This window comes from Candidatus Paceibacterota bacterium (genome assembly GCA_035404205.1).
Classification (GTDB): Bacteria; Patescibacteriota; Minisyncoccia; order UBA6257; family JAVHQB01; genus JAVHQB01.
Map to the genome: position 1 here is coordinate 4,003 of DAONGQ010000009.1, position 12,415 is coordinate 16,417.

Annotated in this window: 14 protein-coding genes and 1 tRNA gene; all 15 read right to left on the minus strand. The window is 39.9% G+C overall.

What is annotated here, in order from left to right; translation table 11 throughout:
- Positions 1 to 693: 693 nt before the first annotated feature.
- Positions 694 to 954 (minus strand): hypothetical protein, encoded by a 261-nt coding sequence (locus PK547_02125; GenBank protein HPR91510.1) that lies wholly within the window; start codon positions 952 to 954, stop codon positions 694 to 696.
- A 171-nt stretch (positions 955 to 1,125) separates the two neighbouring features.
- Positions 1,126 to 1,207, minus strand: a tRNA-Leu gene (locus tag PK547_02130).
- Positions 1,208 to 1,321: 114 nt separating this feature from the next.
- The gene (locus PK547_02135; protein ID HPR91511.1) at positions 1,322 to 1,693 is read right to left on the minus strand and encodes a hypothetical protein; all 372 of its coding nucleotides are present in this window, start codon (positions 1,691 to 1,693) and stop codon (positions 1,322 to 1,324) included.
- Between the two features lie 98 nt (positions 1,694 to 1,791).
- Positions 1,792 to 2,154 (minus strand): hypothetical protein, encoded by a 363-nt coding sequence (locus PK547_02140; protein ID HPR91512.1) that lies wholly within the window; start codon positions 2,152 to 2,154, stop codon positions 1,792 to 1,794.
- 10 nt (positions 2,155 to 2,164) lie between these two features.
- The gene (locus tag PK547_02145) at positions 2,165 to 2,587 is read right to left on the minus strand and encodes a hypothetical protein (protein HPR91513.1); all 423 of its coding nucleotides are present in this window, start codon (positions 2,585 to 2,587) and stop codon (positions 2,165 to 2,167) included.
- 91 nt (positions 2,588 to 2,678) lie between these two features.
- Complete coding sequence (locus PK547_02150) at positions 2,679 to 4,025, minus strand: extracellular solute-binding protein (protein ID HPR91514.1); 1,347 nt, start codon at positions 4,023 to 4,025, stop codon at positions 2,679 to 2,681.
- 46 nt (positions 4,026 to 4,071) lie between these two features.
- On the minus strand, positions 4,072 to 4,617 hold the full coding sequence (locus PK547_02155) for a class I SAM-dependent methyltransferase (protein ID HPR91515.1): 546 nt from the start codon (positions 4,615 to 4,617) through the stop codon (positions 4,072 to 4,074).
- Between the two features lie 210 nt (positions 4,618 to 4,827).
- Positions 4,828 to 7,302 (minus strand): DNA gyrase subunit A, encoded by a 2,475-nt coding sequence (gyrA, locus tag PK547_02160; GenBank protein ID HPR91516.1) that lies wholly within the window; start codon positions 7,300 to 7,302, stop codon positions 4,828 to 4,830.
- A gap of 72 nt (positions 7,303 to 7,374) precedes the next feature.
- On the minus strand, positions 7,375 to 8,025 hold the full coding sequence (locus tag PK547_02165; protein HPR91517.1) for an MBL fold metallo-hydrolase: 651 nt from the start codon (positions 8,023 to 8,025) through the stop codon (positions 7,375 to 7,377).
- Positions 8,026 to 8,208: 183 nt separating this feature from the next.
- On the minus strand, positions 8,209 to 9,243 hold the full coding sequence (trpS, locus tag PK547_02170) for a tryptophan--tRNA ligase (protein ID HPR91518.1): 1,035 nt from the start codon (positions 9,241 to 9,243) through the stop codon (positions 8,209 to 8,211).
- Positions 9,244 to 9,246: 3 nt separating this feature from the next.
- Complete coding sequence (gene dcd, locus PK547_02175; protein ID HPR91519.1) at positions 9,247 to 9,816, minus strand: dCTP deaminase; 570 nt, start codon at positions 9,814 to 9,816, stop codon at positions 9,247 to 9,249.
- A 97-nt stretch (positions 9,817 to 9,913) separates the two neighbouring features.
- On the minus strand, positions 9,914 to 10,222 hold the full coding sequence (locus PK547_02180; GenBank protein ID HPR91520.1) for a hypothetical protein: 309 nt from the start codon (positions 10,220 to 10,222) through the stop codon (positions 9,914 to 9,916).
- Positions 10,223 to 10,285: 63 nt separating this feature from the next.
- Positions 10,286 to 10,636, minus strand: coding sequence for an adenosylmethionine decarboxylase (gene speD / locus PK547_02185; protein HPR91521.1), 351 nt, complete (start codon positions 10,634 to 10,636; stop codon positions 10,286 to 10,288).
- A gap of 55 nt (positions 10,637 to 10,691) precedes the next feature.
- Positions 10,692 to 11,291 carry a hypothetical protein gene (locus tag PK547_02190; protein HPR91522.1) on the minus strand — a complete coding sequence of 200 codons (600 nt, stop codon included), beginning with the start codon at positions 11,289 to 11,291 and terminating at the stop codon, positions 10,692 to 10,694.
- Between the two features lie 111 nt (positions 11,292 to 11,402).
- The coding region (locus PK547_02195) for a CapA family protein (GenBank protein ID HPR91523.1) at positions 11,403 to 12,415 on the minus strand (1,013 nt) is incomplete at its 5' end.

The following is a 12,415-nucleotide window of genomic DNA, read 5'->3' on the forward strand; positions in this document are numbered from 1 at the left end:
AAATAAAACCGCGAGAATGATAATCGCTCGCGGTTTTGTATGCAAAAGAACTGCTGTGGCTCAGAAGGTAAAGGAATCGAGAATCCGATCCCAGGCCCTCTGAACACAGGGAAATACTCCCAACAGAGAAAGAGGCGCTAAAAAGAAAATCCTCTTGTCTATGTAGGCGATACTCCCCTGATAAGGCGCGTCTGAAAAGGCATAGAGAAAAGCTGAGATTCCCCAGAGAATAAAAAGTCCTAGGGCGACAATGCCAATGCAGTGGAGAACAAACAGTAGCAGGTGAAATACCTGCTTCAAGCGTCTGTTTCTCATAGGCACCCCTCAGACCCACTTATTGTGGGCAATCGATTTCCTAATCTCGTTGCTCAGATGATTACTTGACCAGCGGATTTGGCCAGAAAGCTTGTTCTGGGAATGAGATTTCATTCCCAGACAGACTAGCCAACCGACGAAAAGCAATGCGCATACAACTAGAGCAAGAACAACAAAGTCTCTCATGATTCCTCCTCTGCCTGTATTAGTGTCTAGGATGTTTCCCTAGATATGTCATCGCATCGTCCCGATTCTTCTGACGATCTTCATAGAAATCTCCCCCTGTTTGATGAGGGTGAGCGATAGCATAAACTACCATGGCCAGTATTGCCAGACCCAGAACAGCCAGAACTATGCTCCACATAGTATCCTCCTTCATTAATGGTCTGTCTTCTGTCTTTCCTTTATGAAATAGACCTTCTGTCCACCTTCCTCAATAATCCCAACAATGTAATTGGGATTATTAAGCATTTCTTGGGGAGGGTTTATGCCTTCATAAACAATATCCTTCCCCGGTGAAATGTCGGGCAGCTTTTCAAAATTTCCCCAATGCCCACCAAACATGAGCAGAAGCAGAATCAGCAAAACAATAAGTAAGATAACTGCTTGAAGTCTGTCATAATGACGCTCTTCTTTCATTCATACCTCCTTTGTAAAGAGCAATTAGACCTAACGGTCTCTTGATATACTAAATCATAATTGGTTGATAATGTCAACAAATGAGTCGATAAAACCGCCTCTGAAATGAAGCTAGTAGTAGGCTAAGGAACGCACTAAAAAGCTAATCTGCCAATTAATTTTTTAAAGATGTGCCGAGGAGAGGACTCGAACCTCCACCCATTTCTGGACTGGCTCCTAAAACCAGCGCGGCTACCAATTACGCCACCTCGGCAAAAAGTAACATTGGGATTATAACACAGGCAATTTAAATTACCATTGCCAAACAGTTTTTGCTATTTAAGACAAATTAAAAAACCGCCCCTAAAGGCGGTTTTTCTTTTATTCATTAGAAGAAGAGGGTGCACTTCACGCCCAGAAGACTGCAAACAGCCAATATTAAGCCTTTAGCTAAAATACCAACTCCCACGCCAATTAAGGCATAAATAATATAATTTTTAGCGTTGGTAATTAGTTTCGGGTCACCCTTGGAACTAACATAGGTAAAGGCTCCCATAACAATAAAGATGAAAGCCATAAAAAGTAAGACTACAAAAAGCCAACTAGTAGCCTTAGAGATTAGGTTAAAGACGCCATTGATATCCTGGATAGGAGAAACAGGATAACTATTACCTATATCTGTAGCCACGTCAGCTAAAGCGGGGGTTACTACCATAGCTAGGGCCATGAAAGCAAACATAGCTGTAAGAAACTTTTTCATATAAATAAAATTTTTAATTAATTTGTAAGTTAATTTATTGTAATAAGAATACTCGTGATTGTCAAATGAAATATTTGTTTAGACGCAAAACAAGCCTTTTAGACGGCTAGAATCGACCGCAATATCAAAATAAGGCTTTCGGCTAGAATTATAACAACTACACCGATGAGAGCATTCTTAATAGTATTTCTAGCCGCTGCCACTTTTTTGGCATCGCCAGCGGAAGTGATAAATTGAATCCCCGCCCAAAGAACCATAATCACCGCAGCTACTAGACCAAAAGTAAATACATATCCCTTCGCCCTGTCGAGAATGACTTCTAAACTGCCACCGGTAAAGATTGTCTTGATGTCCATTCCATTGCCAGAACTGTCGGTTGGACCCGGGTCCTCTCGAGCGATAGCCAAGCCTATAGGCAGGACAAGACTTAAAAGAATTATGGCTATTAAAAATTTACGCATAGTAAAAATATTATTTTGCAGTATTAGTAGGACTAATTTGCTCGCAGTCTATTTTATCCCAAACGATATTCATGGGCTGACCCGTTTGGTCAACGGCCAAAATATTTAAGACAGTATTCACAATAAACCAAGAGCTGAAAGCGATGAGAATACCAATAATAGCAGACTTAATTCTAGTCACTCCCGCTTGATACTTGGTTGGGCTTCCTCCAGCCATAATCATCTCCACCCCGCCCCACATTATAAAAATAACTCCGCCGGTAAAAAGCACATATTTAACCACGAAATCCAAAATACTCTGCGCCATATTAAGCAAGTCGCAGTAAGTACAAGCGCCGGCATCGCAATTAACTAGGGCAGCCGAGGCACCCAAGGGCATCATAGAAGCGAGAAGCAGAATTCCCAGAATTAAAATTTTATATTGATGAAGCATAGCTTTTGTTATTTTTTAAAGACAAAGTTGACTATTCTGTAATAAACAAGAAAATAGAAAAAGTACTTGTGAATCTTACTCTCTTTATTTTTTAGTAGCTTTCTATTGTGCGCGCTGCCTTGCTAATCGCGTCGTTTAAGATTGACCCGTGAAGGGCATCATAAATCATTGTATCAAAGGCCCTGGTAACTGCAACACTAGAGAAACCGCTGAAAGAACGGGCTGTCAATATTTGCTGAGCGAATGGTCCCACAATATCGTCCCCCATGGCATTGCTAATAAGACTCCTTTTGGCCGGCGGATTTTTAGCTAATTGAAAATAGCGGCTGGCAACATCGTCATCTGTGGCTCCCATAACAAATTGCCAAGCAGGGGCAATATTTTTGGACTGGCGGGAAACAACGAAGCCATAATAATTGGCATAATTAACAGTATTACCAGTGCTTAAAGAGGAAGAAAACTGCGGCACTTTGGTATAAGCATAATTCAAGTCGCCTCCTACTAATTCGATAAAAGCCCTATCTCTAAAATATCCTAAGTACATAGCAGTTTTTCCCTGCCAAAAAGCATTTAAGGCTGTAGTGCCAGGCGCCCAATTATAATTATTATTGGCGGATTGCGGGTTAGCAAAATCTATATAAAAACTCAACGCTTTGCTACTTGCGCCTAATGAATCGTTATCGTCAAAAGTAACACGGTCACCAGCCTTGAGAGTAGCTCCTTTTTGCAACATCATGAGCGCTAAAATGTCAGAAGCATTGCTTATAGTTTTAGAATCACCGCCCAGAGCAATCCCAGACCGGGATAAAACCAATTTCTTCAGTTGGCGCACTTTGCGGGCTGTAGTTTCTACGCTAGCAGAGCTTTTGCCATCCCAAATAGTCGGAGGAACGGCGATATTGGCCTTATTAAAATAGTCCTTATTATAATACAAACCCAACGTATCAACAGAAAGGGGCAATCCATAAAGCATATTCTTGTTGCTGAAATCATTTACTACCACATCGGGAAAATCAATAGCTAGTTGCGATGGCGTATAGGTTTTGCCTTTATAATCGCAAGTAACATTATTAGGAGAAGAACTCCCCAAACTGCAAGGAACAATATAGGGCAAGTATTCACTTAATTTTTCATTGTTGACAACAAAAACATCTGGACCCTGTCCCCTCGCAAAGGCGTCTAGGAGGTCTTTTTCATAGGTCGCCTCAGTTTTCATTTCATAAGTCACCACCGCTTTAGGATAGCGAGCATTAAACGCTTCTATCAAGGGGGCCATATTTTGTTTATTATCTAGCCCCCACACTAAAATTTGACCTGAAAAAACTTGATTTTTCCCTATCCGAGGAAGAATAATGCCAGCAAGAATAATAATAAGAACAAAAAAGACGAGCACACCTAAAATTATTTTTTGACGTGGATAAAGTGATGAAAGGGGCATGGGGTTATATTAATTTTCAATTTACAATTTACAAAAAGTAGTGGACTTATTCGGATTTAGAACAAAGAAGGGCCCAATGTGTGGTGGAAGACAACGAGAGCTCTTTGGTCAAAGTAAAGCCAGCTTCTTCTAAGAATTTAATCATATCGTCTTTAGTTAGAGGATAAAGATGCTCGTCTGGGGGCAGGTCGGTAATTTGCCATTCTACTACCAGGAGAAAACCGTCGGGACGCAAAATCCTTTTTGCCTCTGCTAATAAGGTTTTTTTATCGGCTTCATTATTTTGGAACAAAATATTGGCCATAATCGCCCCGCCAATGGAAGCTTGATTTAAACCGGTAGCTTCTGGGGCAGTTAGGTCGGCGCATTTGGTTACAATGGAATAACCAAGTTTTTGATTGTTGGCCTTTAGCCTAACAGTTTCCAAATATTCGGGAACAATATCAATAGCTAACACTCTGCCATTAGGAGAAATTTTTTGCGCTAAGGGCAAAGTCAAAAAACCGGTACCGCAGCCAAAATCAACTATTTGCATACCTGGCTCGAGTGGCAGTTTGCTGACTAATTCTTCAGGGTGTAAATCGGATAACATGAGACAAATAAAATTTAAAGTTTAAAGTTTAAACAAAATACAGAAAAGAGCAAGCGCAATATCTAATACCTAATAACTAAGGTCCAAACAGAATCAAAAAATGCGATTGGTAAATTGAAAATTGTAAATTGAAAATTGTTCTACCTATATTATACCCCAGTTAAAAAGAAGCGCAAATAAAAATACCCGGATTTCTCCGAGCATTTTTTCTTAGACCAAACTAATGCTGCTGATTTTGTCGTTATCATCTAATTTCATTACCCTGACACCCTGGGTTAAACGGTTGAGCACCGGCAAACTGGCAAGGGAAACTCTAATCGTCTGACCGTTCTTAGACATGGCTAGTAATTCTTCTTCCTCTGTCCAAAGCATTAAAGCAATTAGATTGCCATTCTTGGGCGTAATTTTTAGAGTCTTAATACCGCTACCGCTGCGTTTTTGCTTGCGATAATCTTTAATATCGCTCACTTTGCCATAACCATGTTCAGTGATTACTACTATCTTGGCTTTGTTGTCTTTAATGGCGTTACCCGTAAGAAGCAGGGTGCCAATCACATAATCGTCCTTTTTTAGTTTAATGGCTGTCACCCCTTGGCTAACACGTCCCAGGGGACGAGCATCTTTTTCGCCAAAACGAATCGCTTGTCCATTATGAGTACCGAGAACTAATTCGCTGTTACCATCAGAAAAACCTACCCACTGCAACACATCGTCTTTAGTTAATTTGATAGCTAACAGGCCGGTGCGACGCATATTTTCATATTCCTTAAATGAGGTTTTCTTCACCATGCCCTTTTTGGTCACCATAATCAAATAAGGATATTTACTCTTATCCGCTTGCTTGTAGTTCAAAATAGCGGTGACATTTTCGTCACTCCCAAGCTCCAAAAAATTCTGAATGAGCTTGCCTCGGCTAGTGCGAGAAGCCTCACCTATTTCATAGGCCCTCACTTGGAAAACACGTCCCCTATCGGTGAAGAATAGTAAATAATCCGAGAGGTCGGCAGAAATTATTTTCTCAAGAAAATCATCTTCGTTTTTTACTTCATAACCAATTACTCCCTTACCGCCCCTTTTTTGGATTTTAAAGGTAGTCGCCGGCAAACGTTTGATATAACCGCTTTTGGAAAGCGCAATGAAAGTTTCGCCAGTGGGCACTAAATCTTCCTCTTCCATGGAATCAGCTGGCCGGCTAACAATCTGGGTGCGACGAGGGTCGTTGTATTTAGTTTTAATCTCTATTAAGTCGTCCTTAATGATTTTCCAAAGTTTCTTATTATCTTTGAGCACAGCTGTGTATTCGGCTATTAATTTGCGTTGCTCAGCTAATTCATCTTCTATTTTTTGCCTTTCCAGTTTAGGCAGATTTTGCAATTTGATTTCCAAAATAGCATTAGCTTGCAATTCGGAAAAATCAAATTTTTTGATTAAATTTTTAACCGCATCTTCTTTGCTCTCAGAACCTCTGATAATTTTAATAATTTCATCAATATGGTCCAAAGCCTTTTTTAGCCCTTCTAAAATGTGAGCGCGCGCTTTGGCTTTGTCCAAAAGAAAAGCGGTTTTGCGACGCACTACAATTTCGCGATGATTTAAGAATTCTTCTAAAACATTTTTGAGGGGGAGAATTTTGGGTTGCAGCCCATTATCAGTTAAAGCCACAACATTAAAATAGAAAGCCTTTTCTAATTCGGTATAGCGATACAATTTAGCTAAAATTTTTTGAGAAGCAGCTCCCTTCTTTAATTCAATGACAATACGCAAACCATCTTTATCGCTCTCGTCGCGCAAATCTTTAATGTCTTCGATGGTTTTTTCTTCCACTAGGGAAGCGATTTTTTTGATTAGTTCCGCTTTATTTACCAGAAAAGGAATTTCTGTGACAACAATGTGCTCTTCGCTGTTTTTTGTTTCTACTATTTCTGCTTTGGCTCGGGTGATTACTTTTCCCTGGCCAGTGCTATAAGCTTCTACAAGAGCTTTTTTATCATAAATAATGCCTCCGGTAGGAAAATCAGGACCTTTAATATAATTTAACAAATCCTCAGTTACGCAATCAGGATTGTCTATGAGATATAAGAGGGCGTCCACTACTTCGCCCAGATTATGCGGAGGAATCGAAGTGGCCATGCCGACAGCGATACCCAAAGCACCGTTTAAAAGTAAAAAAGGAATCCTCGCGGGAAGGACAGTCGGTTCTTTTTTGGTATTATCGTAGTTGGGAATAAAATCAACAGTGTCTTTATCGATATCCGCCAACATTTCTTCGGCCAAAGCAGAAAGCTTGGCTTCGGTGTAACGCATGGCAGCAGGCGAGTCACCATCAATGGAACCAAAGTTTCCCTGCCCATGGACCATAGGATAACGCAGGGAGAAATCTTGAGCCATGCGCGCCATGGTATCATACACAGCCGTATCGCCATGGGGATGATATTTAGCCAAAACTTCGCCTACGACAGCTGCTGACTTTCTTGTTTTTCCGCCATGCGTGAGGCCGATTTCATTCATAGCATAAAGAATACGGCGTTGAACGGGTTTCAGACCGTCTCTCACATCGGGCAGAGCCCTAGCTACAATGACAGACATAGCATAACTCAAATAGGAACTGCTAATTTCTTCGGAGATATTTTTCTTAATGATATTTTTGTCCAAACTTTCTGGGACTAGTCCATTATCTTTATCCATGAAATGCGCTTTAATAATTTACCGATTTATAAAACCCAAACAGATGATAAAATTTATGCCCCCTGCCGATATTTACAACTCTGGCTCCAATATATAGAGCAGAGTCTCGGGGGGGAGATTAGACTTTTTAATAGTTATTTTCTTGTCAGTTAAAGCCGGCTGTTTGCCATAAGCCTTAAGGAATTTTTCTAAAGGATCAAGATTATTCTTAAAACCAGGCAGCGCATAATTGATAGGAATAACAATCTTGGGCTCCAGGTCATTGATAGCAGCAATCGCCTCGGTTTCATTTAGGCTATCGCCATCACCCACGGGCACAAGCAAAACATCAATAGCGCCAATTTTATCTAACATTTCTGGGGTCAATTTTCCTTCTGGTAGGAATCCCAAATACGCTATATTCACGTCTTCTCCCCGAAGAACAAAAATATTGCCGTTTTTAGAAGCGGCACCGGTGCTATTGGGCTGATTCATGGAAAAGCCTAAAATAAAAACATCATTTTTCTCTATTTCACCATCCCCCGCTAAAATAAACTGGCTGCTGTCAGCATTTTTTACATAAGGATTAGCAGCCATGTCTTCTAATCTGGATAAGACAGCCAAATCGAATTTAAAACGCGGCGGTCTAACCCCCGTTTCAGCTTCTATAAAAGGATTGATTGCAACTGAAAGGTTTTTATATTCCAAACGTACAAAACCGCTCCCCAGCCAACTAATATTCATAGACTGTATTTTTCAATTTACAATTTACAATTTACAAAAAAATACCCTAGTAACACTTTCTATTTTTCTCAGAAAAAAGGCTCTTAAACATATATGAAGACTCATTCACACCCTGTAATTTTAACACAAAAAGCAGCTTCTCACAAGAAAGAAAAACTGCTTTTATTTTTAAAGTTTAGAAATTTAGAATATGTTGGGATAGTCCATGAGAAGGGCTTTTTTTACTGTTAGCATGGTTTTTTGCGCTTCTTTTTGGGCAGCAGTAGTTCCATCCTGAAGAGCTTTCTGCACCACTGTTTTATCTTTAAGCAATTGAAGGTATCTTTCTCTGTAAGGGGCTAAATACTCCACTAAAGCCTTGCCCAATGATTCTTTGAACTGGCTATAATTCTGCCCGATGAATTCTTTTTCTATCGCTTTAGGGTTTACCCCTTTGACCAGGCTATAAATATTAATGAGGTTGCTAATGCCTGGTCTGCTTTCGGGAGCATACCTAATATCCGCCTGCGAATCAGTTTTGGCTTTTTTTATTTTAGCCATAATAGTCTCGGGGGTATCGAAAATATAGATAGCGTTATCAAGGCTTTTAGACATTTTTTGTTCGCCGTCTAAACCTAAAATACGGGCGCCAGGGGTAATAATCGGCTTGGGAATATTGAAGACTTTGCCATAATGTTTGTTAAAAAATTCAGCCACTTCTTTTGTTTGTTCCAAATGCGGCAATTGGTCTTCGCCTACTGGCACGGCATTGGCATTAAAAAGAAGAATGTCAGCTGCTTGGAAAACAGGATAGGAGAAAAGACCAAGAGACATTTGGTTTTCCCCCGTAAAACCTTGGGAAACTGCGGCTCTGAATTCTGCTTTGGTGGTAGGATTTCTGCCCAATCGGCCAATATTAACCATCATGGAAAAGAGAGAAAACAGTTCCGCTTCTTCAGGAATCTGAGACTGGATAAAAATGTGACTTTTAACAGGGTCTATACCCAAGGCCAAATAGGTGCGCGCCGCTTCTAAAATATTCTCTTCCAATTCTTTAGTAGACAGCCTATCTGTAATGGCTTGATAATCGGCAATAATAAAGAAACATTCAGCCCCTTCCTCTTGCAAGCGCAAACGCTCTTGAAGGGAACCGAATAAATGGCCTAAGTGAAATTTCCCCGTGGGCCTATCCCCCGTGAGAATACGTATATTTTTACCGGCAGCAACTTGAGCTGACATAGATTACTTTTTTATAAAATCTTTATAGATTTGGCTGGCAACTGGCTTATTTTTCCCATAATATTTACTGCCCAATTTTTTATCGCCATAACCGCGTTCACATTCGCTCGACATGGTCATGAAAGACATCTGGGCAATTTTCATGCCGGGATAAAGTTTTATAGGGAGATTGTTAACATTGTGAAATTCTAAAGTTAGGGTGGTGCTGTTACCGGGGTCAAGATAACCGCCAGTTACATGAACTAAAAGACCTAAGCGAGCTAGGGAGCTTTTACCTTCCAACCTACCGGCGATGGTTTTATCCACAGAAACTGTTTCCAGGGTGTTGCCTAAAATAAATTCATTGGGATGGATTACTATATAACCATCTTTTTTCACGTCCACCATCTCCATAAGGTCGTCCAACGGCTCTTTCACGTCTATGAAGGTATGCTTGCCATTTTTAAAAAACAAAAATTTAGAATCTAAGTGCAAGTCAACGCTAGCCGGTTGAATAGAGTTTGGCAGTAACGGTTTAACATCAATATGACCCTCTCGCATGGATTTTTTTATGTCTCTGTCGGATAAAATCATAAATAAATATTTTAATAATTAGGCTCATTCTATCATAAAGTAAGGCAAAACAAAAAAGGCTATTCGCAAGAATAGCCCTTCATTTTTTATTATTATTTTATTCTGTTTGGGAATTAGTGGTTTTAACCACGCAGATTCCATTTTCTGCCAGGCATTCCGTGCCGGCAGTTGGCATTACGTCAGCGCAAATAATTTTGCGCGCATTATTAGTTTTCCAATTGACACAGCTATTACCGCACCAACCGCACATAGGACCGCTTACCACAGGGACCTTGGTGGGCAAGGGCTTAAGAACATAAATATATCCAGCCGTGGGCAAAAATTTGTCTCTGTAGGCCAATAATAGTGAGAGCAAAACCACTAGTACAATCGCTACGACTAACCAAATAATTTTTGTTTTCTTCATGGCGCAATTTTATTTTACTATCTCTCCCTATAAGTATAGATGGTTATTGGCCAATGTCAAAACTTAATTTAGTCCGCGTTTTATTCTTTGGATGGTAAAAGTTTTTGGATGCAAGGCAGTTTTTAGGTATCTTACCCCTTTTTCCGGAGTAGTATGACTGCCACAGGTATAAACATCTAAAGCAGCAAAACTATATTCAGGATAAGTGTGAATGGAAATATGCGATTCTGCCAACAATAAAACGGCTGTTAAGCCGTGGGGACTGAATTTATGAACCTTAGACCCTAATATCTGACTATGTGTTTTTTCTGCAGCCGTTACTAGAATAGCTAAAATCCTTTCCTTATCATCTAAGAGCTCCTCATTAACACCCCAAAAATCCATTAAAAAGTGAGTGCCAACTGTTTTATACATCTAAATAGTTTAAAGCATAAATGCTTCTATTAAATTAATTTTACCTTCATTACTTTTATGCGTCTTCTGCCCTACTCAAAAACCATCCCTTTACCCTTTCCCTATAAATGGGGTTAACAGCTGTATGAGCTTGCCCATATTCCTTCATTAAATCGTCAGAAATGTTATCAAAAACTTCTGGTGAAAAATGGTAACTGCCTTTTAAAAAATATTCATACCATTTAGCTTCGCCTTTTTTCTTGTAATAGGCGCGCGCCAAGATATTCAGGTTGGTCATTATCGACCCGTGGAGAGCCCTAAGTGCTTGGTCGAGGCTAGTGCGAGCTTCGGCCTGAGAACGTAAGTCGCCATCTTCTTCGTCAGTCAGACACTCTGACTGTAAACACGCGGCTTTCGCATAATATAAAGTGATGTCATCTTTAGTTTCCCCCCAAATGGTATTAAGGAAACTATTATCTAAACTGCCTATGATACTGTCCATTTCTGCCAAAGGCAAATCTGGGGTATATTCAAATTTCAAATTTAATTTAAGCTTATTCCCCTTAGCGTCAGCTGTAGAGGTATCCCTTGAGTCTATATCATGATGCAAAGCGTCAGCTGCCGGAGAAAGACCGTCTTCCCAATTTTGATCGTTATCGTCGATGGATTCAAACATAAGAGAGAATTTAATACAGTATTTTAACAAACTGGCTATATTTGTAAAGAATTAGCCGCACAAAATTTCTCACAAATAAAATTCCTATATATGTTTTAAAGGTATTTATATTTATGAGGCGGGGATTTTGAGCAGCCTTAAAATTTTAGCAGCATCATTTCCCTCAACTGGGGTTGGCTGGCAGTAATCATTGATGAGATAAGGCAGAAATTCTACGCTCTTGATACCAGCCTTGGTCAAAATAAATCTAGCCATCACTCCCTGCCTCGTCGGCAAGGAAAACATTTGGTCAAAAATAAAATTGCCCAATCCGTAAACAATATATTTATTCTGATATTTTTCTATTGATTGCACTACATGCGCATGACTGCCAATAACTAAATCGGCGCCATTATCAATAGCTAAATGGGCAAAATTTACTTGTCGCGCCGTGGGAACAGTCTCATATTCTTCCCCAGAATGCATATAGACAACGACTACATCAGCGTTTTCTTTGGCCATGGCAATATCATTTTTTAAACGGCTGTTATCCATTAAGGCCACTCCATAATGGTCTTCGGTGGCCGCATATCCCAATTGCGCAGTCATAGGGTCGCTATAAGCCAGAAAAGCAATTTTAATTCCCTTAACGTTAACTATGGTTGCCCTATAAGCATCTTCGCCTTGTCCCGCTCCCACTGTATGAATGTTCTGATAACCTAATTTAGTGAGAGTGCTTTTAATACCCTCTTCTCCAAAATTAGGAATGTGGTTATTAGCTAAGGAAAGAATGCCAATATTATTATCAGCGAGAACAGACACTAAATTGGGGTCTATCCTAAAAACCATCTCGCCGTTGGCTATGGTTCGCCCTTCAATTATTGGTCCTTCTAAATTTCCAAAAACTAAGTCGCTTTTCCATAAGAGGTCTTTCATCTTGGCGAAGGGATATTCAGAATTATTTTTGCTAATTTTATAAGCTACGCCTCGGGAAAGCATAATATCGCCTATTGTTAAGAGAGAAACTTCTTGCGGCTCAGTAGTAGTGGTAGTAGAAGGCTTGTCAGAAAGAACAAAAAAATTACGAGGGGTATTGAAATAACTCCAAAAAACAAAAAAGGAAAATATAATTATTCCCGTTATGA

Bases quoted from the DNA above. Each gene is read 5' to 3' on its own strand.
- PK547_02125 (HPR91510.1), bottom strand. From the start codon at position 954: ATGAAAGAAGAGCGTCATTATGACAGACTTCAAGCAGTTATCTTACTT.
- PK547_02135 (HPR91511.1), bottom strand. From the start codon at position 1,693: ATGAAAAAGTTTCTTACAGCTATGTTTGCTTTCATGGCCCTAGCTATG.
- PK547_02140 (HPR91512.1), bottom strand. From the start codon at position 2,154: ATGCGTAAATTTTTAATAGCCATAATTCTTTTAAGTCTTGTCCTGCCT.
- PK547_02145 (HPR91513.1), bottom strand. From the start codon at position 2,587: ATGCTTCATCAATATAAAATTTTAATTCTGGGAATTCTGCTTCTCGCT.
- PK547_02150 (HPR91514.1), bottom strand. From the start codon at position 4,025: ATGCCCCTTTCATCACTTTATCCACGTCAAAAAATAATTTTAGGTGTG.
- PK547_02155 (HPR91515.1), bottom strand. From the start codon at position 4,617: ATGTTATCCGATTTACACCCTGAAGAATTAGTCAGCAAACTGCCACTC.
- gyrA (HPR91516.1), bottom strand. From the start codon at position 7,302: ATGGATAAAGATAATGGACTAGTCCCAGAAAGTTTGGACAAAAATATC.
- PK547_02165 (HPR91517.1), bottom strand. From the start codon at position 8,025: ATGAATATTAGTTGGCTGGGGAGCGGTTTTGTACGTTTGGAATATAAA.
- trpS (HPR91518.1), bottom strand. From the start codon at position 9,243: ATGTCAGCTCAAGTTGCTGCCGGTAAAAATATACGTATTCTCACGGGG.
- dcd (HPR91519.1), bottom strand. From the start codon at position 9,816: ATGATTTTATCCGACAGAGACATAAAAAAATCCATGCGAGAGGGTCAT.
- PK547_02180 (HPR91520.1), bottom strand. From the start codon at position 10,222: ATGAAGAAAACAAAAATTATTTGGTTAGTCGTAGCGATTGTACTAGTG.
- speD (HPR91521.1), bottom strand. From the start codon at position 10,636: ATGTATAAAACAGTTGGCACTCACTTTTTAATGGATTTTTGGGGTGTT.
- PK547_02190 (HPR91522.1), bottom strand. From the start codon at position 11,291: ATGTTTGAATCCATCGACGATAACGATCAAAATTGGGAAGACGGTCTT.